Here is a 25754-nt window from a genome sequence, read left to right as displayed (position 1 = left end):
GCCGATGAACAGTGAAGACATCCTCGCCGGGCTCATGCGCTGGGTGGAAATCGATACGCCGACCGGCGCGACGGAGGCGATCGGCAGGCTCATCGACCTGATCGCGTCCGATCTCGAACCGCTCGGGGCCGCGATCGAGCGGGTGCCCGGCCGCGACGGGATGGGCGACCACCTGATCGCCCGCTTTGCCGGCGGCGACGGGCCGGGCGTCCTCGTCTCCAGCCATATCGACACCGTCTGCCCGCCGGGCGCGGTCGAAACCCGGCGGGACGGCGACCGGCAATACGGCCCCGGCATCGCCGACATGAAGGGCGGCGGCTATCTGGCCTTCTGCGCGATCCGCAATCTGCTGACCTCCGGAACACCCCTCCCCGGCCCGGTCACGCTCATCTACAACAGCGACGAGGAGATCGGCTCGCCGACCTCGCATGCGCTGATCCAGGCCGAGGCACGGAGGCACGGGGCGGCGCTCATCCCGGAGCCCGCGCGCGGCGACGAGGTCATCACCTTCCGGAAGGGCCGGGCGAAATACACGCTCGACGTCTTCGGCCGCGAGGCCCATGCCGGCTCGGCCTTCGAAGACGGCCGCAGCGCGATTTCGGCGCTCGCACGCGCGATCGTCCGCCTCGACGGGCTCACCGATCTCTCTGTCGGAACCACGGTCAATGTCGGGCGCATTCGCGGCGGCACCGAGCCGAACGTCGTCGCGGGCCGCGCCGCCTGCGACATCGACGTGCGCTTTACCGACGACGAACGTGGCGTCGAAATCGACCGGATCATCCGCGCCATGGTCGCGGACCATCCCGAGATCCGGATCGAGGTCTCGGGCGAGATCGAGAAGCCGGGCCTTGCCCGGACGGCAACGACGCTCGCGATGTTCGAGACGGCTCGTGCCTTCAATAAGGGTTTGGGCGCCCCCCTTTCCGAAACGAACTCCGGCGGCGGCAGCGACGGCAACTTCACCTCGGCCGCCGGCATTCCGACCCTCGACGGGCTGGGCGCGATCGGCAACGACTGGCACTCGCCGAACGAACACATCCTCGTCGAGCCGCTCGCGCGGCGTGAGGCGCTGCTTCGAAAGCTGATCCATCATTTTGCGGGCACCCGCCCGTCCGGAGACTGACATGCCCCCTCGACTTCGACCGGATTTCGGCGGAACGCGCTCGGTCGTAAAGGCGCGCCACGCGCTTCTCACCCCGGAAAGCCACGAGAAGATCACTCAGCCCGGCTGGCCGGGATGCGAATTCGTGACGCTGATCTCGCCCGACATGGGGGCGAAATTCGCCATGTCCCTCGTCGAAGCGCATGACGGCCTGACCGCGCCGCCCGCCATGGCCGGGGTCGCCCGGTTCCTGTTCTGCCTCGACGGCGAGATCGCCATGGGCGGCGAGACGATGGGGCCGGAGTCCTTTGCCTTCCTGCCGCCGGACGACACGCGCGAGATCGCCCTCTCGAGGGGCACGCGACTGGTGCTCTTCGAATGGCGCTTCGTGCCGCGCGGCGATATCCCAGGGGCCGTCACGGGAACGCTCGCGGACACCGCCGGCAAGCCGCTGCGCGGCGACGATCGGCTCATCGTTCAGAAGATGCTGCCGACCGATGCCGCCTTCGACTGCGAATTCAACGTCATGAGCTTCGAGCCCGGCGCTTCGCTCGCCTATGTCGAGGTGCATTTCATGGAGCATGGGCTGCTCTTCCTCGACGGCGGCGGCATCTATCGCCTCGACGAGGACTGGCTTCCGGTGACCGACGGCGATGCGATCTGGATGGGACCCCACGTTCCCCAGTGGTTCGGCGCTCTGGGGCGCGAAGCTTCCCGCTATCTGATCTACAAGAACTACAATCGCTCGCCGTTATCGCCGCGATGATGGCTGTCCGTTCCCGTCGCGCGTCAGCCGCCATACTGGGCGAAGAGCGCCTTGACGGACGCGGCGAAGGCGACGGACGAGTTCGTCGGCGCGCGGCCCGCCACCCGGCAGCAGGACAGCGGCTTTCGCTCGATGCCGAGATTTTCGACCTCGATGAAGGAAAGCTGCTCGCGCTTGCTCTGCAGGAAGCGGCCGATCACCATCGAAACGCCGAGCCCGTCCTGAACCATCTGCCTCAGAAGACTGAAGGAGTTCGTGTGCATGACGGTTCGCACCTCGACGCCTGCCCTCACCAGCGCATCCTGCAGCATCTGATGGAGCGCGACGGAGGGGTCGGGAAAGATGAACTTCTCCCCGGCGATCTCCTCGAGCCGCACCTTTCGCCGTTGGGCGAGGGCGTGGTGGCGCGAGGTGATCAGATAGGTCCGGCGATGAAGCGTCGCGAGGACGTCGATCTCCGGCGCGGCGGGAAAGTTGTAGCCGAGGCCGATATCGACGTCTCCGTCGTGAAGGCGCTTGAGGATGCCGGGCGTGTTCTCGACGATGATCGTATATTCGAGCGCCGGAAAGTTGCGGTGCATGTTGTGGAGGATGCCCGGAAGGAGGTCGGAGGCGACCACCTCGTTGACGCCGACGCGCAAGTGACCGCGCTTGAGCCCGAGAAGTTCGTTCAGCTCCTCGCGAACGATCGACAACTCGTTGATGATCGAGGCGCTGCGGTAAAGAAGGATGCTGCCGGCCTCGGTGAGTTCGAGCCCGCCGCGCCCGCGATCGCGCCGGAAGAGCTCGACGCCGAAATGGTCTTCCAGGTTCTTGATCTGCTTGCTGACGGCCGATGGAGCAACGTTCAGCTTGTCGGCCGCGGCACGGAACGAACCCTGCTGTGCCACCTCGACGAAATGCTGAAGCTTGGAGAGGCGCGAGAGAACGGAGCTGCTTGTCATGAAGGGTGTTCCGAGGGAGCGCAGGAAGAGACCGTCACGATAGCGAATGTTTCGCGCGGCGGGAAAGGATGCCTGCAATGAACGACGATGCCCTCGCTGCTTTGTCGGAGATCCTTGGCGACGGCGAACTGCTCCTCGACGAGGCGGATCGCGCACGATACGCTTCCGACGGTTCGGGCCTCAAAGGCGATCTGCCGCTCGCCGTGTTGCGTCCGGCGACGACGGAGCGGCTTTCGCAGGCCATGGCGGTGTGTGCGCGCTTTCAGATCGCGATGATCACGCAAGGCGGCCGCACCGGCCTCTCCGGTGGCGCCTGCGTCGCCGGCCCGGCCGTCGTCCTTTCCACCGAGCGCATGCAAGGCGTCGTCGAGATCGACGAAGACGCCATGGCGATGACGGTCTGGGCGGGAACGCCGCTCGAAAGGGTTCACGACGCCGCCCGCGAAAAGGGGCTCGACTTTCCGGTGGATATCGGGGCCCGAGGCTCGGCCACCGTCGGCGGCCTCATTGCCACCAATGCCGGCGGCATCCGCGTCTTGCGCCACGGCATGATGCGCCAGAACGTGCTCGGGCTGGAAGTCGTCCTGGCCGACGGCCGGATCCTCAGCCGCCTCGGCAAGCTGGTGAAGGACAATTCCGGCCTGGATCTGAAGCAGATCTTCATCGGCTCGGAGGGCGCGCTGGGGGTCGTCACCATGGCGGTGCTCCAACTCAAGCCTCATGCCGGCAAGGCGATGGTCGTCCTGCTCGCGCTTCCGGACTTCCCGGCTGCGCTCTCTTGCCTGTCGCGCGCCCGCACGATGTTCGGCGACCGGCTGACGGCCTTCGAGGGCATGTGGCCGGACTATTGGGATTTCGTTTGCGGCGAGGCGAGGCTCGCGCGGCGACCGGTCTCGGGGACGCACGGCTTCTACGTGCTCGTCGAAATCGCCGACACCGATCCCGCGGACATCGAGAACTGGTTCATGGCGCTGAGCGAGGAGGGGCTGGTCGAGGACGGTATTCTCGCGCAATCCATCGCGGAAGCCCGCGCGCTCTGGGCCGTTCGCGAGGCGGTCGGCGAGGTCGACGAGGCGCTCGGCCCCCATATCAATTTCGATCTCGGAGTCGCCTCCTCGCGTCTCGGCGAGTTCTGCGAGGCGTGCGACCGATGTCTCGCGGATGTCGACGGCGCGGGTCGGGCCCTGAAAGTCGGCCACGTGGGCGACGGCAACGTCCACCTCCTCGTCGCCCATGACGGGCGCACGGAGACAATCCACGACATCGAACGCGCCATCTACGGCCTCGTCGCCGAGTGGGGCGGGGCGATCACCGCCGAACACGGCATCGGAAGGCTGAAGCGCGCCTGGCTTTCTTGCAGCCGATCATCGGAGGAAATCGCCCTGATGGGTCTGCTCAAACAAGCGCTCGACCCGGCAGGGCTATTGAACCCGGGCATCTATCCGGTCCCGGAACCGGGGGCGGATGAAACCGGGCGACATGCCTGCTGACGACATCCACGCCTTGAGGCGCATCCGGAAAGTGCAGGTCATCGGGCCGAGAGCGGTTGTGCGCCGCGATCGGCATCGAACCGAGTGCCCGCCTCGAAATCGTTCAGACGTGACTGCATCTCGCGGGCCGGCGTGTTAGCAGCCTGATCTGCGCGACATGGATCCGGGCCCCGGCGCTCGAGATCGGTTCTCGAAGTCCTTCGCCAGCCTGCGGCATCGGCCGAGCCAGGCAACGGTTCGCTCCACCACCCATCGGCTGGGCAGAACGACGAAGCCATGAATAGCGCGTTCGGATCTGCTGCAGGACATCCGGCGCGTCGTGACGGTCTCGAGGCCACCCGTGTGGCCGCTCATGGCATTTTTCCCGAGACATCCACCGTGATCGGGACATTGGTGGCCGCAGCCTTTTCCGCCATCTCGACATGCCGCCGACTGAGCCTTTCGGCGCGCCTTCCGTCGCGAGCGGCCAGGCTCTCGACGAGAGCCTTGAGTTCGGCGAGCGACGCCTTCCGCCGGCCCGGCTCCGAAAGCGAGACGATGCGCAGTTGCGAAACCCGGATATGGACGCTTCGCAGCATCCGCTCCGCCTCCTCGTTGCCGGCCCCGGCCATCAGGAGATCGTAGAAGCGGGTCTTGGCGGCGATCATCCGCATCGGATCGCCCTCGCCATAGACGGCGACCAAGTCGTCATGGATCTCGCCGAGTTCCGCCATCTGTGCCTCCGACGCATTCTCGCAGAACCGGCGGCAAATGAGGCTTTCCAGTGAAGCCCGGATATCGAAGATGTCCCTTGCGACCTTCCGCGTGATGACGGAGATGATCAGCCCCCGATTGGGCACCTCCGTCACGAGCCCCTCGTTCTCGAGTTCGCGCAACGCCTCCCGCAAGGAGGCGCGGGAGACGCCCAGCCTTTCGCACAGAACGCGCTCGACGAGGCGATCGCCGGAACACAACTCGCCCCTGGCGATGGCGCCCTTCAGCGCATCCGCCACCTGTTTGCGCAGCAGCGGCGCGGGCGTGACGCGCAGACTGCCGACATCTGAGGAATCCCGTCGTGCAGATCTTGGCTGCGGAGCAACGGTAGCGGACATGTCTGTGCCTTCAGTTCCCACCGGATCAGTGCCCGGAGCCGGACAAGGGCCTCGTGCCATAAGCGGCGTCGATTTTGGCGAGATCTTCCGGTGAAAGGGCGATGTCAAGCGCTGCGACCGCCTCGTCGACATGCGCGGCCGAAGTCGCCCCGAAGATCGGCGCCGTCACGCCCGGCTGGGCCAGCGTCCAGGCCATCGCGACCTGCGAAGGCGTGCGGCCGAGCGAGCCGGCGATCTGCGCAATCACGGCCTGCACTTCGAAGTCGCACGGACGGTGGTAGTATTTGGTCGTGTAGTCGTCGCTGCGCGTGCGTTCCGTCACGTCGTCCGCCTGGCGGCGATCGGCAGACAGAAAGCCCCGCGCCATCGGGCTGAACGGAATGACGGCGATCTGTTCATGCCGGCAGTAGGGCAGAAGCTCCCGCTCACATTCCCGATGCGCGGGATTGTACTCGCACTGCATTGACAGAAATTGCGGGAGGCCCGCCCGCCCGGCTTTGCCACGGCACAGAGCCAGCGTCCAGGCCGGCATGGTCGTCACGCCGACATGCAGCGCCTTCCCCATTCTCACGATGTCGGCCATGGCCTCGACGAGCTCGTCGAGCTCGGTTTCGCCATCCCAGACATGCGTCTGGAAGAGATCGACATGATCCGTGCCGAGCCGCGTCAGCGAGGCATCGATCGCCTGGAAGAGATGTTTTCTGGAATAGCCGCGGGCATTGCAGTGCGGCCCCATGGGATTGCCGGCCTTCGTGGCGAGTACGAAGCTGTCGCGCGCAAGCCTGCGGACGAGTGTCTGCCCGAGGATACGCTCGCTTTCCCCGGCCGAATAGAAGTCGCATGTGTCGAAGAAATTGATCCCGTGCTCCAGGGCCCGTGCGACGATCGGCGCCGACGCGGTCTCGTCGAGGACCCATGCCCGCCAGTCCTTCGAACCGAAGCCCATCGCGCCGAGGCAGAGTCGGGACACCTTCAGATTGCTTTTTCCGAGCCTCACATATTTCATGGCATCGTGTCCTTCGGAGAAGCCGCCGATGCTCGGGTGGTCTTCGTTTCCATGGATTGCAGGGTGGCGACTGCAAATTCCGCCGACCGTTCGACATATTCCCGGGTCAGGCGCATTGCGGTCTCGGCGTCGCGCGCTTTCAGCGATGCGGCGATCGCGTTGAGGCGCCGCATCGTTTCTTGCCGTCGTTCCGATGTGGCGACACGGGCCGTTATCGTCCGCAGGTAGGTCATCCGGGTGCGCAGTACGAATGCGAGCTGGCGCATGACCTCGTTGTCGGCGCCCTGGGTGATGATGTCCGCGACATCGTCGAGCTTGCTGGCATGCTCCCGCGCCTGGTCGGGGCGATTGGTGGCCTCCGCCTCGGCAACCGCCGCCTCCAGCGCCGCGATGTGCTCTGCCGACGCGCGCTCGACGAAGAAGCGCGCCATCGATGTCTCCAGCACGACGCGCGCTTCGTAGATTTCCCTGACATTTCGCGGCGACAGACGTGTCACCGAGACACCTTTGCCGGGGATCCGCGTCACGAGGCCTTCGGCTTCGAGCTGGCTGAGCGCTTCGCGGATGCTCGTGCGACTGACCCCCGTGCGCTCCGCAAGACTCCGCTCGACGAGCTTTTCCCCGGGGTGGAACATTTCGGTCATCAGAGCTTCCCGCAGCACATCCGCCGTCTGTTGCCGCAAGGTCGGCATATGCGTCGGTGCGAAGCGCTCGATACCCTGCAATTTCGCCTCCCGCTCGTTCGTCCCTGGCGCAGGGCCTTAGCCGCCGCATGGCGTTTCCGCAACCGCAAAAGCGGCGTTGACCGTCATATTGTCCGATGGTATACCAACAGACATGAAGGGGCCCACCTCCAAGGAGCCGCGATGAGAACCGGCGACGGCCTGATCAATTTCGAGCGAAGCGGCGACGGACTCCCACTCGTGCTCGTTCATGGTGTCGGCGCGGGCCTGCGCAGTTGGGACGGCGTCGTCGCCGAGCTTGCCGGCAGCTTCGACATCCTGCGCCAAGATCTCCGCGGCCACGGAGCTTCCGCCAACATCGAAACGACCTATTCGATCGAAGCGTTCGGAGCCGACATCATCCGGATGATGGATGACGCCGGGGTCGAGAAGGCAGCCGTCGCCGGTTTCTCCCTCGGCGGGCTGATCGTCCAGAAGCTTGCGCTGACATGGCCCGACCGGTTCAGCCGCCTCGTCATTCTCTCAGCCGTCGCGGGACGTACGCCCGAGGAGCGGGCAAAGGTCGTCGACCGCCTCGACATGATCCGCCAAGGAGGCATCGACGCGATCACCGGGGCCGCGCAGGACCGGTGGTTCACGCCGGAGTTCGCGGCGCGCCATCCCGAAATCATCGAACGCCGCATCGCCGAATTGAAGGCCGTTCATCTGCCGTCGTATCTCGAGGCCTACCGTGTCTTCGGAACGACGGAACTCGTCGACGAACTGGGCGCGATCGATCTGCCCACACTCGTCATGACCGGAGAGTTCGACCAGGGGTCGAATGTGCGAATGGCCGAAACGATGCACCGGCTCATACCCCGGTCCGAGCTGAAGATCCTGCCGAAACTGAAACACAGCGTGTTGGTGGAGGCTTCGCCGCTCATCGCGAAGCATATCCGCGAATTCGTGCTGGAAGACGAACGCACTTCGGAAAGTGACGCCTGATGGACAAGCAGCTGTTCGACCGCGGTCTGGAACGCCGGAAGGCGACGCTGGGGCCCGAGTATGTCGAGAATTCGTTAAGCCGCTCCACCGAGTTCTCCCAAGGGTTTCAAACCTTCATCACCGAGTTCTGTTGGGGTGCGGCCTGGGGCGACGACCGGATCGAAGCCCGCACGCGCAGCATGCTGAACATCGTGATGATCGCCGCGTTGAACCGGATGCACGAATGGGAGCTGCATTTCCGTGGCGCGATCCGGAACGGCGTGACGCGGGACGAACTGGATGCGTTGATCACCCATCTGACGGTCTATTGCGGCGTCCCCGTCGGGGTGGAATGCCACCGGATCGCCAATCGGGTGTTTGCCGAACTCGATGCCGAAGGGGCGGCTTCGTGAGCGATATCTTCATCCGCAAGGTCGTCGACTACGTCGAGGACACGATCGCCGAAGGCGGGCGGCTCGCTGCAAAGCCGCTGCGGATGGCGGCCTGTGCGGCGGTGATCCGCAACCCGTGGGCGGAACAGGGCTTCGTCGAAGATCTTCAGCCGGGCATTCACCAGGCGGCACGGGTTCTCGGAGATGCTCTCGTGCCGCGCCTCGTGGCGCTCATGGGCGGCCCCGAAGGTATCGAGGCCTATGGGAAAGCGGCCGTGACGGGCTCCGGCGGCGAGATCGAACACGCGGCCGGCCTGATCCACACGCTGCACTTCGGAAACGCCTTTCGAGCCGGCGCGCAGGGGGACTCCTTCCTGCCCTTCACGAACAAGCGCGCCGGCGTCGGCACCGCGATCACCATTCCGATGACCAACAAGTCGGAGGGGCGAAAGGGTTCTCGGGCGCATTTCCTGACCGTGGAGTTCCATGTCCCCGACGCGCCGGCGGCAGACGAGATCGTCGTCGCGATCGGCGCGGCAAGCGGCGGGCGCCCCCATCACCGTATCGGCGATCGCTTCCTCGACATGAAGATGATGGGCGTCGATCAGGCCGGCAGACCTCTGCAGAATCCATCCTGACTTAATTCCAGTCGGACGACGGTCGGCCTCTCACGGCCGAACCCCGGGTTCGGCGCTCCCTTCCGGAAACAGGCCAACATGGAGAGCATGATGAACAGACGGCAATTGATGTCCGCTTTCGGGGGCCTTCTGCTGACGACGGCCCTTCCCTTCAGCGCCTGGTCGCAGGAGGGGACGCCCGTTTCCGGCGGGACCCTCAATGTGGGCTTCATCAGCGATGTCCGCACCCTCGACCCCATCCAGTCGGCGCAATGGACCGAACGGCAGGTTCTGTTCCTGATGTTCGATTCCCTCATCGACGTGAATCCCGATTTCTCCCTCAAGCCGGGCCTTGCCGAAAGCTGGGACTTCGAGGACGACGGAAAGAAGATGGTTCTTCACCTCAGACAGGGCATCGAGTTCCACGACGGCACGCCCTTCAACGCAGAAGCCGTCAAGTGGAACCTCGACAAGAGGCTCGATCCGGCGACAGGATCGTCGCAGCGCTCTCTTCTGGAAGGTGTCATTACCGGCGTCGAGGCGACCGACGAGCACACCGTCACCATCGACCTCGCGCAGCCCTACCCGCCGCTGCTCGCGCTGCTGGCCGATCGCGCAGGTCTGATGGCATCGCCGAAGGCTGCCGAAACATTCGGCAAGGACGCCGGCTCCCATCCTGTCGGCACCGGCCCCTTCGTGTTCGATCAATGGACGCGCGGATCGACCATCTCGCTGAAGCGCAACGACGACTTCTGGCAGGGCGACATGCCGTATCTCGACGCGGTCGTCTTCAACGACATTCCGTCGAACCTGGTCGGCATCCAGCGGATGATGATCGGCGAGATCGACTTCATCAGTCAGCTGGATCCGCTCGATACGCAGCTTGCGAAGGCAAGTCCGGATATCGAACTCGTCCCCTCGAACAGCGGGCCCTGGTATTCGCTGCAGTGGAAGTGGGACACGGCGCCCTACGACAATCCGGAGCTGCGCCGCGCCGTCGCCCACGCCCTGAATCGCGAGCGGATCAACCAGATTCTGTGGGCCGGTGAGGGCAATGTCTCGAACGGCTTCACGCCGGACGGGCTGTGGTGGACGCCGGCCAAGCTCGAAGAGTACGAGTACGATCCGGTGCTTGCCCGCAAGATCATCGCGGATGCCGGGCTTCAGGGAACCACCCTCCGGCTTGCCGCGCCGAGCGGAGACACGCTGCGCCGCTTCTCCGAACTCGCCAAGGAAGATCTCGACGCCGTCGGCCTCGACGTTCAGCTCGAACCGGTTCCGCAAAGCGAGTACTATGCGCGGACGGTCGCCGGCAGCATTCAGTTCACGCCGATGCGCTGGTCGCAGCGCGCCGACCCGGACGGCCTGATCCACTACCTCTTTGCGAGCGACGGGACGGCAAACTCGACCGGCTACGGCAACCCGCAGGTCGACAAGTGGATCGACGAGGCGCGCCGGACGTCGGACGAGGCGCGCCGCAAGGACCTCTACGACCAGATCCAGATGCAGATCTCCAAGGACCTGCCATACATGCCGGTCGGCTTCAGCAGCGAGTTCAACGCGATGCGCAAGTCGGTCAACGGTTTCGTCGCGATGCCCGATCAGATCCCGCGCTTCCGCTACGTCTGGAAGAGCCAGGGCTGATCGGCAGATCCCCAACGGGACAGGGCACGCATTCGAACGCTCCGTCCTCCGCCTCCCCCTGCGTCGGGCCGAGCCCGCCGTCCTCACGAAAAAGACGGATCCGCATCATGTCCGCAAGTTACCAGATGTATATCGACGGCGCGTTCTGCGAAGCGAGCGATGGGAGGCGCTTCACGTCGACGAACCCGGCCAGCGAAGAGGAATGGGCGACTTTCCCCGAAGCGACCGCCGAGGACGTCGACCGCGCGGTCAAGGCCGCTCATGCCGCCTATCTCGATGGTCCCTGGGCCCGCATGACCCCGCGCGATCGCGGCCGGATCCTCAAGCGCATCGCGGCGGAGCTCGAAACCGCCGGGCCGGAACTGGCGATTGCGGAGACGACCGATACCGGCAAGCTGCTCCGGGAGACGCGCTGGCAGGCGCGCAATCTCGCGGAGATCTACGACTACTATGGCGGGCTTGCCGACAAGGTCGAAGGCCGGATCCCGGCCTCGGGCGACACTGCGCCCCTTTCGCTCATCCTGCGCGAACCGCTCGGCGTCGTGGCCGCGATCGTGCCCTGGAACTCGCAGCTGCAACTGGCGGCGTTCAAGATCGCTCCGGCCCTCGCCGCCGGCAACACCATCGTCCTGAAGCCCTCCGAAGACGCTTCGGCGGCGATCGCGGCCTTCGCCGAGGTGATGGACCGTGCAGGCCTTCCGCAGGGCGTCTTCAACATCGTGACCGGCTCGGCCAATCCCTGCGCGCAGACGCTCGTCTCGCATCCGTTGGTGCGCCGCGTCAGCTTCACCGGCGGCGTCGAGACCGCGCGCAAGGTCATCACCTCGTCCGCCCGGAACATCGCGATGCTTTCGCTCGAGCTCGGCGGCAAATCGCCGGTCGTCGTTTATGACGACGCCGACCTCGACAGCGTGGTGAACGGGGTCACCTCGGCAATCTTCGCCGCCAGCGGCCAGAGCTGCGCCGCAGGTTCCCGGTTGCTCCTGCAGGACAAGATCTACGACAAGGCGTTGGAACGCATCCTTTCCCGCGCGAAGGAGATCGTCATCGGCGATCCGATGGGGGAGGATGTCCACATGGGGCCGCTCGCCACCCGCCGGCAGCGCGACCGCATCGAGCGACTGCTCGACGACTCCTCGAAGGCGGGAGCCAGGATCCTCACCGGTGGTGGCCGGGCGGGACGTTCGAAAGGCTGGTACTTCGAGCCGACTATCGTCGCCTGCGACAGCCAGGACTATCCGATCGTTCGCAACGAACTGTTCGGGCCGGTCCTCAGCGTCCTGCGTTTTTCCGACGAAGCGGAGGCGATCGCCCTCGCCCGCGACTCCGATTATGCCTTCGCCGGGGGCGTCTTCTCGCAGGATTTCGGCAAGGCCTACCGGACCGCTCGCGCGATCCCCGCGGGGCGCTTCTGGATCAACACCTACCGCGTCACCTCCTACATGATGCCGTTCGGAGGCTCGGCCAACAGCGGCTACGGTCGCGAGGGCGGGATCGAGGCGATCCACGACTACACGCAGACGAAGGCCATCTTCGCCGATCTCTCCGGCGAGAGGGTCGCAGATCCCTTCGTGATGCGCTGATCCACCGATGCTAGCGCTCATCGCCTCGCGGATCGCGATCATGGTGCCGAACGTCGTCCTCCTGACGTTTCTCCTCTTTGCGTCCGTCACCTCGTTTCTCGGAACCCCGGCCGCCATCATGCTCGGCGAAAACGCCTCGCCCGAAGCGGTAGCCGAGCTCAACGAGAGGATGGGCTTCGACCAGCCGCTGCTGCTGCGCTACGGAGACTGGATGGGGAGCGCCCTGACCGGCGATCTCGGCCGCTCCTATGCGACCCAGCAGCCGGTCGCACAGATGATCGCCGACGCCCTGCCGCTGACGCTCGAACTTGCGGTCTGGGCGATCCTCATCGCTTTTGCAGGCTCGTCCCTGATCAATTCCGTGACCTTCATGCGCAGCTACGTGCAAAGGGTGACGGCCGCTGTGAGCGTCGTCGGGATCACGATCCCGAACTTCTTCCTCGGCCTGCTTCTGATCTACGTCTTCGCCGTCGAACTCCGCCTGCTGCCGACGACGGGTTGGTCGCCCTGGTCGAACGGCATCGGTGCGCACCTCGTTCACATGATCCTGCCGGTGGTCACCCTGACGACCTTCTATTTCAGTTCCTTCAGCCTCGTTTACCGCGCCGAGTACGAATCCCTTCGCGGCAGCCTTTTCGTGCGCGCGGCGCGGTCGAAAGGTCTTTCGGAGACGCGCATCTCCTATCGACACATTCTCCCGAACAGCATCCTGCCGCTGATCACCTATGCCGGATTGTCGCTCGGCCAGCTCGTCGGCGGCGCGGTGGTGACGGAAACCGTGTTCTCGATGCCGGGCATGGGCCGACTTCTGGTGAATGCGATCAACACCCGCGACTTTCCGGTCATGCTGGCGGTCGGGATGGTGATCATCGTCGGCGTGATGCTTCTCAATCTTCTCGCGGACCTCGCCTACGGGATCGTCAATCCGCTCGTTCGGCACGCGAGGTAAGGCGCCACGATGCAGAAGTTTCCCGCACGCCTCGTCCTCGGCCTGATCCTTCTCGCCGTCATCACGCTGGCAGCCGTCTTCGCGCCCCTGATCGCGCCCTACCCACCCACGGCCAGCACGACGAATATTCTCGGCGCACCGTCCGCCGCAAACTTTTTCGGCACCGACCAGCTTGGCCGGGACGTCTTCTCGCGGGTGCTCTTCGGGACGCGCGTTTCGCTCCAGGTCGGCGCTGCGGCGGCGATCGTCGCGGTCCTGATCGGTGCGCCGATCGGCCTGGCAGCCGGGTTTTTCCGAGGCTGGGTCGATTTCATCCTGGTTCAGGTCATCGACATCTTCATCGCCCTCCCCGGCCTGGTGCTGGCGCTGATCATCACGGCCATGCTCGGTCCCTCGGTATTCAATCTGTCCATTACGCTCGGCGTCGTCACCGCCCCGACGGTGGCGCGGCTGGTGCGCGGCCAGGTTTTCGTGGTGCGCGAGATGCTGTTCGTCGAGGCAGCGAGAGCCACCGGCGCGAGTTCGTTCTGGATCATCCGCAAGCACGTCATGCCGAACACCATGCGGGTCGTCTGGTCGCAGTTCGCCATCAACGTCTCATTGGCGATCTTTACGTCGGCGAGCCTCAGCTTTCTCGGTCTCGGCGTACCGCCGCCGGCTCCAGACTGGGGCGGAATGGTGCGTGACGGCTCGAGCTTCCTGCCGATCCGTCCGCTGCTCAGCCTCGGACCGGGCGCCGCCGTCGCCCTCACCGTCTTCACCTTCTACCTCGTCGGCTCGAGCATGAACGACGCATTTTCCAGACGCCCCCGCGTCGCGGAGTAAGTCAATGCCTGCACATCTGAGTTCCCCCGACCTTCCCGGCTATCTCGAGGATTGTCTCCAGCGCCATTGCGGGGCGCAGCACGCCGGCGAGGTGAAACGCCTGATGCGACCGGCCGCCGAATTGATGCGGGTCGACAGCCTGAAATGCTTCAAGGCCTCGCGGCTGAGCTTTGCCGATGTTCTCATCCGCAAGATGACGCGCGAGGAATGGCGGATCGAACTGGTCTCTTCGGTGTGCGAGGACGACGCCGCCGCCAAGTTCGTCTATCACATCAGTGCCGGCGGGCATGAGTTCACCTATATCGCACGCGCCTATCCGTGGGACGGCATCGAAAAGGTCGGACGACGCTCCGACGGCGCAAACCGCGACCTTTTCGGCGCGCTTTTCGTCGGGGTTGCCGACCAAGAGCGCATCGCCCGGGAATTCGCGACCTTCGACACCAAGTCCGAAGGCCTCGCGATGCGCACCGATGCCGACGTCATGGGCTGGACGCCTGCGAACCGCAGCAGCCGGCACTTCGATACGCTGGTCGACTGGCTCGCTCGGGGCGAACAGCCGCCGGCGGAACAGGCCAACGGCTATCTCATGCGCAATGGCGGATTCCAGAGCAGCGGCCGCAACGGATCGGTCTCCTTCCTCGGCATTCCCGAGGATCATCCTCTCGCCCATCCGTTCTTCGCCGATCTTTTCGCCGTCTATCTTGTGCGGCTGGTCTCGATCGACCTCGCGAATGCCGTCGCCCGGCAGCGCAATCCCGCAGCCGCCCAGCTCGATCCGGCGATCGCCCGCCAGCTCGGCATCGGCAACTCCTCGGGCCAGGGGATGTGCGTGGCGCTGCAGCGCTGGCCGCACTGGGTGGCGACCTGGGTGGTCGTGCGCGAGACGGCGATCGCCTTTGCCAAGCATCAGAAGGTGACCGACGCGGGCCGGGCGAAAATGCACGAGACCATCGCCCACACGATCGGGATCTACCGGCGTACCGACCCCCAGAGCGAAGACTACGTGGCGTCGAACGAGGTGATCATCGCGGATCTGAAGCGTGTGGACGCGGCAATCGACGATCCCGCACTCGAGCGGTGGAATGACTTGGCGGATGCGCTCGCGGAGCGGATCGACCCCGAGAGCCGCGAGCAGTTGAACAGCATGCTGCTCGACCTGGTTCCGGAGTTCTGCGACGCCGTCGCCCCCTATCTGAAGATCGGGGCCGCCCGCCGTCGAAGCCTGAAGCCCGAGATGACGGTCAGGTCGTTGCGAGACATCCTGCGCCGCAATTATGGCTGGGCGCTTCGCAGCGATCGCACGCTCGCCGCCAGCCATCAGCACTTCTGGTACCATTCCGCCGACAACGGCGAACAGCGGCGCGGCGAACGGATCGTCGATCAACACGAGCACTTCGAATCCTTCATCGACCATATCGGCCTGATTCATCGGCTTGCCGCAGTCCTTGCCAGCCATGACGACGACGTGCTCGCCGGAGATGTCGTTCTCGCGCATCCGGAACTGCACTTTGCGATCTCACGCGTGCAGTATCTCGACGGCCTCGCTTACGCGGAGATTTGGGGCGGGCTTGCCGATCGCGACTTCCGCCCGGCCGATCTGATCCGGTTCTTCTTGGCCTCCCTCGGCATTCGGGGATCGACACCGCTTTCCATCCGGTACGTCCGCGGGACGTTCTTTCAGGACCAGCCGCTGCCCGCGGACTTTTCGCCCGACCGATCGAAAGCCGCGTCCAGCCAAGCCGACATGGAAAGGATCCTCTCGTGACGAACGCGTTCACCGTCGCCTATTCCGAACTGACGCGCGTCCTGCCCTGGTCGCTCCGTGCGCTGGGCTATCCCTTCCCTATCGCGGATCGGGGTTCGCATCTCACTGCGACGGCCGCGGCGATCTCGCCGAAAATACTCGACGAGATCGCCGGGATGCAGCACAGGCCGGCGTCGGGACCGCTCCACGAGATCGCGGCGGACGGCACCCTGGCGATCGATGCGCAAGGTGTCTCACTTCTCGAAGTCGGGCCCCCGGCGATTGACTATCTCGCCGCCCATGCGGGCGACGCTCCGCTCGGCGTTGCGAGAATCGCCGGCGCTTCCGAAGCTTCTCTCATTGCCGCCATCCTCCTCACCGGAGCGGAATACGGGCTGTCGTCCATCGCCCTCCTGCCGTCTGCAAAGGCATGCGCGTGGTACGTTGCCAGCAGGGGTGATGACAAGATGCGGCTTTCGGCCGGAACGGGCACGACGACCCTGCTCGCGGCCCTGCTCGACGACATCAGGCAATCCCCAGTCCTCGCCGAGGCGGCCGCGCGTCAGGACGCCTTGACGATCGTCGCTCGGGCCACTCCCTTCCAGATTGATGCCGATGCAGCCGAGACCATCGATCCTGCAAAAGCGATCAGCACCGCGCATGCGCGCGGTATTCCCGTCAGTGCGCAGACGTTGAAGGCGATCTACGATCTCGAAGTCCTGACCTGGATGCCCTCTTCCGAGCGGTCACGGGCGCAGGCCGGCTTCACCCAGCCGGCGGGGACGGCGGCATGACCGAGCCGATCCTCAAGGTCAGCAACCTGAACATAGCCTTCGGCCGCTACGAAGCCGTGCGCAACGTCGCTCTCCACATCGATCCGGGTGAAACGCTGGCGGTCGTCGGTGAAAGCGGTTCGGGCAAGAGCGTCACCGCGACGGCGGTCATGGGTCTGCTCCCCGCGCGTGAGATATCGATCAACGGCTCGATCGTTCTCGACGGCCAGGAAGTGCTGGGCGCGCCGGAATCCGTCCTTCGGGAGATGCGCGGCAAGGTGGCCAGCATGGTCTTCCAGGAACCGATGATGAGCCTCAACCCGGTTCTGCGCGTCGGCACGCAGATCAAGGAAATGTTGCGTCAGCACCGGCCGCTCAGCGACGCGCAAGCGCGGCAGGAAGGCATCAGGCTGTTCGACCGGGTGCGAATACCCGACGCGCAGCGCCGCTTCGACGACTATCCGCACATGTTCTCCGGTGGCATGCGCCAGCGTATCATGATCGCCATCGCGCTCGCCTGCTCACCCAAACTCCTGATCGCCGACGAGCCGACGACCGCTCTGGACGTGACGATCCAGGCGCAGATCCTCGACCTCCTCAACGAGGTCCAACGCGACAGCGGCACGGCGATCCTCTTCATCACCCACGACATGGGCGTCGTCGCCAACATGGCCGACCGGGTGATGGTCATGCAGCAGGGGATGACGGTGGAGACCGGCTCGGTGAGGGAGATCTTCGAGCATCCGCGCGAGGACTATACGAGGATGCTGATCGAGGCGGTGCCGCGCCTCGGCCAATCCGGCAACGCCGTGCTTTCGCCCCGGACACCGCACGAACGACCGCGTCCGGTTCTCAGCGTGAAGGATCTCGTATCCCGCTTCGACGTGCGCGGCGGAGCGTTCAATCGCAAGGTCGGGCGCGTGCACGCCGTCGAAGGCCTGAGCTTCGATCTCCATGCGGGAGAGACGCTGTCTCTCGTGGGGGAGTCCGGCTGCGGCAAATCGACGACCGGGCGGAGCATCCTGTTCCTCGATCCGCCAGACAGCGGCGACGTGGTCTTCGACGGCAATCGGGTCGATCCCTCCGATCGGGCGAGCCTCGCCAATTTGCGGCGCAACATCCAGATGGTGTTTCAGGATCCGTTCAGTTCCCTCGATCCGAAGCAGACCATCGGCGCGACGATGGCCGAACCGCTGCTCTGCCACGGGCTCGCTTCGAAAAAGGTGGCGCAGGAAAAAGCCGAACATCTGCTCGAACGGGTCGGGCTGGAGACCGCGATGATCTCGCGGCTGCCGCACGAATTCTCCGGCGGCCAGCGGCAGCGCATCTGCATCGCGCGAGCCCTGATGCTGGATCCGAAGGTCATCATCGCCGACGAGGCGGTTTCGGCCCTCGACGTCTCGGTCAAATCGCATGTCGTCGACCTGCTGATCAGCCTGCAGGAAGACATGGGCCTCGCCTATCTCTTCATCAGCCACGACATGGCGATCGTCGAGCGGGTGAGCCACCGCGTCGCGGTGATGTATCTCGGCGAGATCGTCGAGATCGGGCCTCGTGCCGACGTGATCGGGAATCCGAAGCATTCCTATACGCAGCAGCTGATGGCCGCGGTGCCGGTCCCGGAACCGGTCGAGGATCGCCACCGGATCATCGGCACCGAGACCGGCGAGCTGCCCTCGCCGATCCGGCCGTTGGACTACGTCCCGCCACGACGGGCGTTGACCGAAGTCGCTCCGACCCACTTCGTCGCGGGCCTCTGATCGCGGCGGGCGGATGAATGATCCGTCGAGCCTTTCGCGCCTGGAAGGACACTGCCGGGCGGTGCAACCGGGAAGCGGGGTCGGCCAGCGCGTGGGACGCCGCGCGTGCACGGCACGCCGCCGTCGACAGCCGAAGCGGGGTGAGCCGCTGTCCGACAGGCAAGACGCACCTGCAGAAGCAGGCGAAGGAGGACGTCGCCGGGATCGACCTCTATTGCAGCCCCCACATCAACGTTTCCCGCAAGAACGTCGCGAACTTCGACCAGAACCCGCTCGGCCGCTTCTTCCTCAAGGATCCGGTCAAGTATCGACCGGTCAGATCGGCTGCAGCACGAGAGCCGACTCGGTGGTTCCCGAGCCGGCTCTCGCAGGGAGACCGGTGTTTTTCAAATGAGCAGACGCTTTTCAGCGGCTGCTTCGGGTTGACGGCTCCGACAAGGGGACGGCGACGACGAGCGCAACTCTGCCGGCGTCTCGACGAGCCAGTCCCGTCGCGTGACGGCCGGCGGGACCGGTCCGGGTGAGACCGGTCCACGGGACGCCTCGCGCTTCGACCGAACGACGGTGTCGGACGATGGCACGTCGCAGCGGCCTGTCGCGGCTTCGACCGCGACGAAACGCGACGGTCAGTTCGACGCGCCGCCCTTCAAGCGCGTGACCTGCTCGGCGAGTTCGGGGCTGAACTCTTCCATGAAGCCGTCGAAACGCGCCTCGAAGGCGGCCTGATCGGGCTCGATCACCGTGACGCCGGCATCGCGGAATTTCTGGATGAAGTTCTCTTCCTCCGCCACGACATAGTCCCCGATGACCGCGCTTGCCGACCGGGCCGCCTCGACGGCCGCCTCCTGGATGTCCTTCGGCAGACTCTCGAAATAGGCCTCGCCCATCATGAAGCCGGCGAAGTCCTTCACGTGGCCGGTGAGCACCAGATAGTCCGTGACCTCCTGGAAATTGTTGGTCCAGTTGGTGGTGAGCGGATTTTCCTGGGCATCGATGATGCCCTGCTGAAGGGCGAGATAGACCTCGTTGAAGTCCATCGGGGTCGGGCTCGCGCCGAGGCGCTCGAACATGGCGACGGGCAGGCTCGTCGGCGGCACGCGGATCTTCAGGCCCTCCATGTCTTCGGGCGTGTGGATCTCGCGGTTGGCCGTGATGTGGCGCGCGCCCCGCCAGGCGACGGCGAGGATGCGGATTTCGGAGGCTTCGGCGATGGTGTCGATGACCCCTGCCCCGCCTTCGGAGTTCCACATCGCCTCGCCCTCCTCGCGGGTTTCGAAGAGGTACGGCGTCTTGAAGAGATCGCCGAGCGGCGTGTAGGTGGCGAGCCGGCTCGGCGCGTCGAGCACCACCTGGACGGTCCCGACCCGCAGGCCCTCGATCATGTCGCGGATCGCACCCAGTTGGCTCGACGGATAGATGATCACTTCGACGCGGCCGTCGGTCGCCGCTTCCAGCTCCTCCTTGAACTTTTCAGCGCCGATGTGGAACACGTCGGTCGTGGATTGGGCGTGACCGAGGCGGATGGTGTATTCCTGCGCGGCCGCGAGCCCCGTGGAAAGCATGAGCGCGGCAAGTGCAGCGGTCAGTCGTCGCATGATTTTTCCTCCCGTTTGTGCCGGCTTAGTCGCCAAAGAAGACCTCGGGTAACCAGAGTGTCAGCGCCGGCAGGTAGGCGACCAGGATTGCCACGACGATCAGCGCGACGATGAAGGGCAGGCACTCGCGTACCACGGCCCCCACGTCGACCCGCGCGACGCGGCAGACGATGAACAGGCAGATGCCGATGGGCGGCGTGACGAGGCCGATGGCGAGCGTGAGCACCATGACGACGCCGAGTTGAATGGGGTCGATGCCCATTGCCGAGGCCAGAGGCAGCATGAAGGGCGTCGCGATGAGAAGCCCCGGTGTCGGATTCATGAACATGCCGAGAAGCAGCATGACGGCGATGACGAGCGCCATCACCACGCTCGGCGAGGACGAGAGCGAGAAAACCGCCTCCATGACGTCCTGCGGAATGCGCTCGAAGGTGATCGTCCAGGAAAACACCGCCACGGTGGCGACGATGAACAGGAGGACGCCCGACTCGACCGCGGTCTCGACGAGGATGCGCGGCAGGTCGGCAAGGCGGATCGTGCGGTACACCAATCCCAGAATGAGGCTGTAGAGCACGGCGATCACCGCCGCTTCGGTCGGCGTCGTGATACCGAAGACGATCGCGCCCACCACGAACACCGGCGACAGGAGCGGCCAGAAGGCGGCGGCGAACGCGCTAAGAAGCTCCTTGAAGGTCGCCCGGCGCTCGGTCGGATAGTTGCGCCGGACCGAGATCGCATAGGCCGCGATGCCGAGCATCAGGGCCATCAGGATCGCCGGCACCGCGCCCGCCAGAAACAGCTTGGCGACGGACACCGAAGCGAGGCCGGCATAGATGACGAACGGCACGCTCGGCGGAAAGATCGGGCCGATGACCGAGGATGCGGCCGTAATTGCGGCCGCGAACGGGCCGTCGAAACCGGCCTTGCGCATCGCCCGGACCTCGATCTCCCCGAGCCCGGCCGCGTCGGCCACGGCTGATCCGGACATGCCGGAAAAGATCAGGCTCGCCAGGATGTTGACATGGGCGAGCCCGCCTCTGACGTGGCGCACGAAGGCACCGGCGAGGGTGAAGATGCGATCGGTGATCTTGCCGGCATTCATCAGCTTGGCGGCAAGGACGAAGCAGGGCACGGCGATCAGGATGAAGCTGTCGATCCCGGCCACCATGTGCTGCACCGCCGACATCAGCGGCAGATTGAGCGAAACGATGAGGGCGGTCGCCATTGCGAGGAGCACGAAAGCGATCGGCATGCCGACGACTGCCAGGGCGAAGATCCCGCCAAGAGCCACGAGCGCGGTCAATCCATTCCCCTCAACCGATGATTTTCGCGGGGTCGACGACGGCGTCGTCTCCCTCGATTTCCTCCGCGCCGCGCGCGAGAGCGCTCGCCGAAGACAGGAATTCCGCCGTATAGCTGATCGCCATCAGGAAGAGCGCGACCGGACCGGCCATGAACAGGGTGCCGAGCGGCAGCTCGATCGCCGGAAGCCGCGAGTTGAAGCCGAGCGTGACGAGACGCGCCCCGTGCCAGGCGAGAACCAGAAGCAGGGCCACGAGGGTTGCGTTCACGAGTGCGGCGAGCATCAGCCGCACACGGACCGGCAACGCCCCCACCACCAGATCGACCACGATGTGGGCCTTCTGACCGGCGCCTGCCGCGGCTCCCAGGAACGTCGCCCAGACGAAAGCGAACTTCGCCAGCTCTTCCGGCCAAGGGAGCGCGGAGTCGAACCCGTACCGCGCCACCACCTGAAGCATCAGGGCCATGATCGCGACGGCGAGACAGATCGCCGCCAGCCCCCGCTCCACGAGGTGCATCCCTTGCACACCGCGTTTGAGCCCTTCACCCATCGAGATCAATGACGCCTCCCACCGCCTAGACCTTGGAAATTTTCCGTAGTATGCAATCTGAAATATCACGATGTCAACGGACCAATGGCCGGAGGATCACCGATGTCTCAACAAGCCGAACGCTACGTCTCGGTCGTGACGGGCGAGCTGGAAGAATTCTGCGCGGCGATCTTTCGTGCCGTCGACGTTCCGGAGCAGGATGCAGAACTCGCCGCAAGGAGCCTGGTCGAGGCGGATCTGAGGGGCGTCGGTTCCCATGGCGTCGTGCGCCTGCAGGTCTACACGGACCGACTCGCTGCGCGGGCCACGAACCCGCGAGCCGAACCGCGCATCCTGCATTCCACACGCACCTGCGCGGTGATGGATGGCGACAACGGCCTCGGGTCCATCGTCGGCGTGCGGGCGATGCAGGAAGCGTTGAGGATGGCCGGGGGCGAGGATTGCGCCTTCGTGGCCGTCCGCAACGGCAATCATTTCGGCACCGCAGCCTTCTTCTCCGAGATCGCCGCCGAGGCCGGTGCGATCGGCTTCACCTTCACGATCGGGGGAATCAACCACATGACCCCCTGGGGCGGCGCGGAAGCGATGCTCGGCAACAATCCCTTCGCGGTCGCCTTTCCGACGCCGCTCGGCTTTCCCATCGTCCTCGACATGGCTTGCAGCGTCGCAGCCCGCGGAAAGATCATCGTCGCGGCGAAGGACGGAACGCCGATCCCCGACGACTGGGCCGTCGGCCCCGACGGCAAGCCGACCACCGATCCGGTCCGGGCCCTGCAAGGCTTCGTCCAACCGATCGCGGGACCGAAGGGCTATGCCTTGACCATGACAGTCGGTCTATTATCGACGATGCTGTCGGGGGGAGCGTTCGGATCCGAGGTGACGCACATGTATGAAGATCTCAGCCAGCCGCAGAATATCGGCCAGCTCTTCGGCGTCCTGCCCGTCGGCGCCTTTCTCGATCGGGCCGACTACGATGCCCACATCAAGAAGGCGGCGGAGGACGTCAAGAGCGTTCGGCGAGCCCCGGGCGTCGAGGAAATCTTCCTCCCCGGCGAGCGCGAACACCGCGCCAAGCTGCGCCAGAGAGCGGAGGGAGTCGCCATCACCGCAGCCGTTTTGGCCGAACTGAAGGAGCTCGGCGAGCGCTACGGATTGAGCGCACCGAGACCGATCGGTTCGCGTGCGACCTGACGGGGTGCAAGGATGTCGATCGCCGATCCGAATCGCATGACGGCTTCGCAGGAAACGGCAGCTTCCGCGGTCGAGCGAGCGTATCGGGCCCTGAAGGCCCAGATCCTGTCGAACGAGCTGCAGGCCGGCCGGCCGATCAGCGATCAGAAGATCGGCGAGCAGCTCGGCATGAGTCGCACGCCGGTGCGCGAGGCGCTCCAGCTGCTCCAGTACGAGGGTTACGTCGTCATCTCGCCGCGGCGGGGCGTGCATGTCGTCCCGATCGGGCTCGACGAGATGACGCGGACCTACGAGATGATTACGGCGCTCGAGCTTTATTCGTTGCGCCTTTGCGGTTTGCGTGGCCCGGCCGGAGGCGCCGTCGAGGCGATGCAGGCCGCCTGCGCCAGGATGGCCGAAACCCTTGAGACCGACCTGAACGCCTGGTCGAGCGCCGATCTCGACTTCCACCGGGCGCTGCTGCGCGCCGGCGGAAACGAGCTCATCCTGAACCAGGGCATGCATCATTGGGAGCGGGTCAGCCGCGCCCACAGGGTCGCGATGCGCCTGCGGGCCGCTCCCGTCCTTTCGACCGAAGCCCACGCCGACGTCGCCCGGCTCGTCGCCAGCGGCGAGACCGAAGAGGCTGTCCGGCGCCATTGCAGCCAGCGAGAGCGCTCCGGCAAGGAGCTGACCGAGGCCGTCGCCGCGGTGGGCCTGACGGAACTCTGACACGGGCGACCTCGACCCGCCCGTTCGAGGGCGTGACTGAGCCCGTCCCGTCCGCACGATCTCCTGCAGAACGCGGATTTTCTCTGCCTGGGATGTCGATCCCAGCGGGCTGCCGCACGCCTTCTGTCCATCCCTTCCTTCCATGGCAGTTGATATATCAAACGGAATATGTCTTGATCTGCATTGCGCGCGGAGTATCCGGGCGGAGGTGTTTGGGAGGGCACTTTGAAGACAACCGATCGTACGCCGTCATTTCTCACGGGGTTCCCGGGCTGGCTCGGCCCGTCGCTCGACGCCCCTGCCACGCGGATCGGCAATCTCGTCGAAATCCTTGCCGGGCTCGTCTGCGTCGTCCTGTTCGCGCTGATGATCGTCGTCGTCTCCTACGAAGTCGCGATGCGCTATCTCTTCAACGCGCCGACCTATTGGTCCGGCGAACTGGCCCGCTGGTCGATGGTCTGGCTGGCGCTACTCGGGATGGCGATCGCCGTCCGCCGTCTGGACCACATCCGGGTCGACATCCTCGTCGACGTCGTCTCGCATCCCGTGAAGGTCGCGATGGCCGTCATGCGCTACGCGGTCACCTTCGGCTTCGCGGCGGTGATGCTGATCTTCGGCGCCCGCCTGACGATCTTGAACGCCACGCAGACGAGCCCCGGCCTCGGCTGGCCGCTCTCGGTTCTCTATCTCGCGCCGACCGTATCGGCCGTGCTGATGATCCTGTTTCTCGCCGAACTCGTTTGGCGTCGCGAAATCCGCCCGTTCTGAGCCGACACCATGGAACTCTGGATTCTCGTCCTCACCCTGGTCGTGACGCTCGCCATCGGACTGCCGCTGCCGATCTGCCTTGCCGGGGCTTCGCTCGCGGGCCTTCTCGCCATGGGCGACATGCCGCTCGGGATCATCCCGCAGCGCTTCGTCGCCGGCATCAATTCCTTCGCCTTCATGGCGATCCCGTTCTTCCTGCTGGTCGGGCAGATCATGAACCAGTCCGGCATCACGCGACGCATCATCGATTTCTCCAACGCCCTCGTCGGGCCGATGCCGGGCGGGCTCGCGCAGGTGAATGTCGTCTCCTCGATGTTCTTCGGCGGAATCTCCGGGTCGGCCACCGCCGACACCGCCTCGATCGGTTCGATCATGATTCCGGCGATGAAACAGGAGGGCTATTCGGGTCCCTTCACCGTCGCGCTGACCGCCTGTTCCTCGACCTGCGGACCGATCATTCCCCCTTCGATCACGCTGATCCTCTACGGCATCATCGCCGAGGTTTCGATCACCCAACTCTTTCTCGGCGGCTACATTCCAGGGCTGATGCTGGGGCTCGGGCTGCTCGTCATGAGCTACGTCATTTCCAAGCGGCGCGGCTACCCGACCCACGCCCGCCCCTCGCTCCGCGAGCTCCTGCGCGCGACGCTTGCGGCGTCATGGGCGCTCTTCCTGCCTTTCCTGATCATCGGCGGACTGCTCGGCGGGCTGTTCACGGTCACGGAGGCGGCAGCGGTCGCGGTCGTCTACGCCCTGTTCGTCGGGCTCTTCGTCTACCGTGATCTCAAGATCACCGATCTGCCGCGCATTCTCTTCGTGACGGCCGTCCGGGTGGGCTCCTTGATGACGGTCGCCGCCGGCGCGCTGGTCTTTGCGTGGGTGCTGACCATCCTGGAGGTGCCGCAAACGGTTGCCGAATGGATCTTCGCCTTCTCCACCGACAAGATCGTCATCCTGCTCCTGATCAACGTCCTGTTCCTCGTCATCGGCATGTTCATGGAGGCCAAGGCGGCGATGCTGATCCTCCTGCCGGTCATCCTGCCGGTGCTTCCCGAGGTCGGCATCGATCCGATCCACTTCGGCGTGGTGGTCGTCTTCAACCTCCTCGTCGGGCTGGTGACCCCGCCCGTCGGGCTTTGCCTGAACCTCGCCGCCAAGATCGGCGACGTGCCGCTCAACAGGGCGGCGGTCGCATCGCTGCCCTTCATCGCGGTGCAGCTCGTCGTGCTGATCCTGATCACGTACATCCCCGGCCTCGTCCTTTGGCTGCCGGGTCTCGTCCGCTGAGCGGACCAACAGGGCCT

At 65.3% G+C, this 25754-nt stretch carries 24 protein-coding genes and 1 pseudogene; 17 read left to right on the top strand and 8 right to left on the bottom strand.

Annotated features, from left to right (window positions below; all coding sequences use genetic code 11):
• Positions 1-4: 4 nt before the first annotated feature.
• A complete protein-coding gene (locus tag LZD57_RS16010) occupies positions 5-1123 on the top strand; it encodes a M20 family metallopeptidase (RefSeq protein WP_233720483.1) in 1119 nt (372 codons plus the stop codon).
• Position 1124: 1 nt separating this feature from the next.
• Positions 1125-1868 carry a (S)-ureidoglycine aminohydrolase gene (gene allE / locus LZD57_RS16005; RefSeq protein WP_233720482.1) on the top strand — a complete coding sequence of 248 codons (744 nt, stop codon included), beginning with the start codon at positions 1125-1127 and terminating at the stop codon, positions 1866-1868.
• 23 nt (positions 1869-1891) lie between these two features.
• Here allE and LZD57_RS16000 read toward each other — a convergent pair whose 3' ends face one another.
• Positions 1892-2812, bottom strand: coding sequence for a LysR family transcriptional regulator (locus LZD57_RS16000; RefSeq protein WP_233720481.1), 921 nt, complete (start codon positions 2810-2812; stop codon positions 1892-1894).
• A gap of 77 nt (positions 2813-2889) precedes the next feature.
• Between LZD57_RS16000 and LZD57_RS15995 the strand changes: the two genes are divergently transcribed.
• The gene (locus LZD57_RS15995; protein WP_233720480.1) at positions 2890-4302 is read left to right on the top strand and encodes an FAD-binding oxidoreductase; all 1413 of its coding nucleotides are present in this window, start codon (positions 2890-2892) and stop codon (positions 4300-4302) included.
• Between the two features lie 103 nt (positions 4303-4405).
• Here LZD57_RS15995 and LZD57_RS15990 read toward each other — a convergent pair.
• The 4 genes and pseudogenes from LZD57_RS15990 to LZD57_RS15975 all read right to left on the bottom strand — a co-directional run.
• Positions 4406-4599, bottom strand: a pseudogene (locus tag LZD57_RS15990) (IS5/IS1182 family transposase); the annotation flags it as partial.
• Positions 4600-4652: 53 nt separating this feature from the next.
• Positions 4653-5393 carry a GntR family transcriptional regulator gene (locus tag LZD57_RS15985; RefSeq protein ID WP_233720479.1) on the bottom strand — a complete coding sequence of 247 codons (741 nt, stop codon included), beginning with the start codon at positions 5391-5393 and terminating at the stop codon, positions 4653-4655.
• Between the two features lie 25 nt (positions 5394-5418).
• The gene (locus tag LZD57_RS15980; RefSeq protein WP_233720478.1) at positions 5419-6399 is read right to left on the bottom strand and encodes an aldo/keto reductase; all 981 of its coding nucleotides are present in this window, start codon (positions 6397-6399) and stop codon (positions 5419-5421) included.
• Positions 6396-7124 carry a GntR family transcriptional regulator gene (locus tag LZD57_RS15975; RefSeq protein ID WP_233720477.1) on the bottom strand — a complete coding sequence of 243 codons (729 nt, stop codon included), beginning with the start codon at positions 7122-7124 and terminating at the stop codon, positions 6396-6398. Before LZD57_RS15975 ends, LZD57_RS15980 begins: the two co-directional genes overlap by 4 nt.
• Positions 7125-7265: 141 nt before the next feature.
• Between LZD57_RS15975 and LZD57_RS15970 the strand changes: the two genes are divergently transcribed.
• The 10 genes from LZD57_RS15970 to LZD57_RS15925 all read left to right on the top strand — a co-directional run bounded on the left by LZD57_RS15970 (position 7266) and on the right by LZD57_RS15925 (position 18332).
• Complete coding sequence (locus tag LZD57_RS15970; RefSeq protein ID WP_233720476.1) at positions 7266-8066, top strand: alpha/beta fold hydrolase; 801 nt, start codon at positions 7266-7268, stop codon at positions 8064-8066.
• Positions 8066-8458, top strand: a complete 393-nt coding sequence (locus tag LZD57_RS15965) for a carboxymuconolactone decarboxylase family protein (protein ID WP_233720475.1) — start codon at positions 8066-8068, stop codon at positions 8456-8458. Before LZD57_RS15970 ends, LZD57_RS15965 begins: the two co-directional genes overlap by 1 nt.
• The gene (locus tag LZD57_RS15960; protein ID WP_420844825.1) at positions 8455-9075 is read left to right on the top strand and encodes an amino acid synthesis family protein; all 621 of its coding nucleotides are present in this window, start codon (positions 8455-8457) and stop codon (positions 9073-9075) included. Before LZD57_RS15965 ends, LZD57_RS15960 begins: the two co-directional genes overlap by 4 nt.
• Before the next feature lie 108 nt (positions 9076-9183).
• On the top strand, positions 9184-10698 hold the full coding sequence (locus tag LZD57_RS15955) for an ABC transporter substrate-binding protein (protein WP_233720474.1): 1515 nt from the start codon (positions 9184-9186) through the stop codon (positions 10696-10698).
• 107 nt (positions 10699-10805) lie between these two features.
• Complete coding sequence (locus LZD57_RS15950; protein ID WP_255699985.1) at positions 10806-12281, top strand: aldehyde dehydrogenase; 1476 nt, start codon at positions 10806-10808, stop codon at positions 12279-12281.
• A gap of 7 nt (positions 12282-12288) precedes the next feature.
• Positions 12289-13230, top strand: a complete 942-nt coding sequence (locus tag LZD57_RS15945) for an ABC transporter permease (protein WP_233720473.1) — start codon at positions 12289-12291, stop codon at positions 13228-13230.
• A 9-nt stretch (positions 13231-13239) separates the two neighbouring features.
• Entirely contained in the window at positions 13240-14055 is an 816-nt protein-coding gene (locus LZD57_RS15940) for an ABC transporter permease (protein WP_233720472.1), read from the top strand.
• A gap of 4 nt (positions 14056-14059) precedes the next feature.
• Positions 14060-15820: a hypothetical protein gene (locus tag LZD57_RS15935; protein WP_233720471.1), complete on the top strand. Its 1761-nt coding sequence runs from the start codon at positions 14060-14062 to the stop codon at positions 15818-15820.
• A complete protein-coding gene (locus LZD57_RS15930) occupies positions 15817-16593 on the top strand; it encodes a hypothetical protein (protein ID WP_233720470.1) in 777 nt (258 codons plus the stop codon). The genes LZD57_RS15935 and LZD57_RS15930 overlap by 4 nt, the downstream gene beginning before the upstream one ends.
• Complete coding sequence (locus tag LZD57_RS15925) at positions 16590-18332, top strand: ABC transporter ATP-binding protein (RefSeq protein WP_233720469.1); 1743 nt, start codon at positions 16590-16592, stop codon at positions 18330-18332. Before LZD57_RS15930 ends, LZD57_RS15925 begins: the two co-directional genes overlap by 4 nt.
• A 626-nt stretch (positions 18333-18958) precedes the next feature.
• Here the strand turns inward: LZD57_RS15925 and LZD57_RS15920 are convergent.
• The 3 genes from LZD57_RS15920 to LZD57_RS15910 are packed head-to-tail and all read right to left on the bottom strand — an operon-like array spanning position 18959 to position 21738.
• A complete protein-coding gene (locus LZD57_RS15920; RefSeq protein ID WP_233720468.1) occupies positions 18959-19927 on the bottom strand; it encodes a TRAP transporter substrate-binding protein in 969 nt (322 codons plus the stop codon).
• A 25-nt stretch (positions 19928-19952) separates the two neighbouring features.
• A complete protein-coding gene (locus LZD57_RS15915; RefSeq protein WP_233720467.1) occupies positions 19953-21230 on the bottom strand; it encodes a TRAP transporter large permease in 1278 nt (425 codons plus the stop codon).
• Between the two features lie 10 nt (positions 21231-21240).
• Positions 21241-21738 (bottom strand): TRAP transporter small permease, encoded by a 498-nt coding sequence (locus LZD57_RS15910; protein ID WP_233720466.1) that lies wholly within the window; start codon positions 21736-21738, stop codon positions 21241-21243.
• Positions 21739-21882: 144 nt separating this feature from the next.
• On the opposite strand from LZD57_RS15910, the gene LZD57_RS15905 reads away from it, so the two are divergent.
• From LZD57_RS15905 to LZD57_RS15890, 4 genes are all read left to right on the top strand, one after another.
• Positions 21883-22971: an Ldh family oxidoreductase gene (locus tag LZD57_RS15905; RefSeq protein WP_233720465.1), complete on the top strand. Its 1089-nt coding sequence runs from the start codon at positions 21883-21885 to the stop codon at positions 22969-22971.
• A gap of 36 nt (positions 22972-23007) precedes the next feature.
• Entirely contained in the window at positions 23008-23682 is a 675-nt protein-coding gene (locus LZD57_RS15900; RefSeq protein WP_233720464.1) for a GntR family transcriptional regulator, read from the top strand.
• A 225-nt stretch (positions 23683-23907) separates the two neighbouring features.
• Positions 23908-24450, top strand: coding sequence for a TRAP transporter small permease (locus tag LZD57_RS15895; protein ID WP_233720463.1), 543 nt, complete (start codon positions 23908-23910; stop codon positions 24448-24450).
• Positions 24451-24459: 9 nt separating this feature from the next.
• Positions 24460-25737 (top strand): TRAP transporter large permease, encoded by a 1278-nt coding sequence (locus tag LZD57_RS15890; RefSeq protein WP_233720462.1) that lies wholly within the window; start codon positions 24460-24462, stop codon positions 25735-25737.
• Positions 25738-25754: the final 17 nt, after the last annotated feature.

It is taken from the genome of Jiella avicenniae (assembly GCF_021390325.1).
GTDB lineage: Bacteria > Pseudomonadota > Alphaproteobacteria > Rhizobiales > Rhizobiaceae > Jiella > Jiella avicenniae.
Note: the sequence above shows the minus strand (reverse complement) of the source record. Positions and strands in the feature narration are given on the sequence as shown.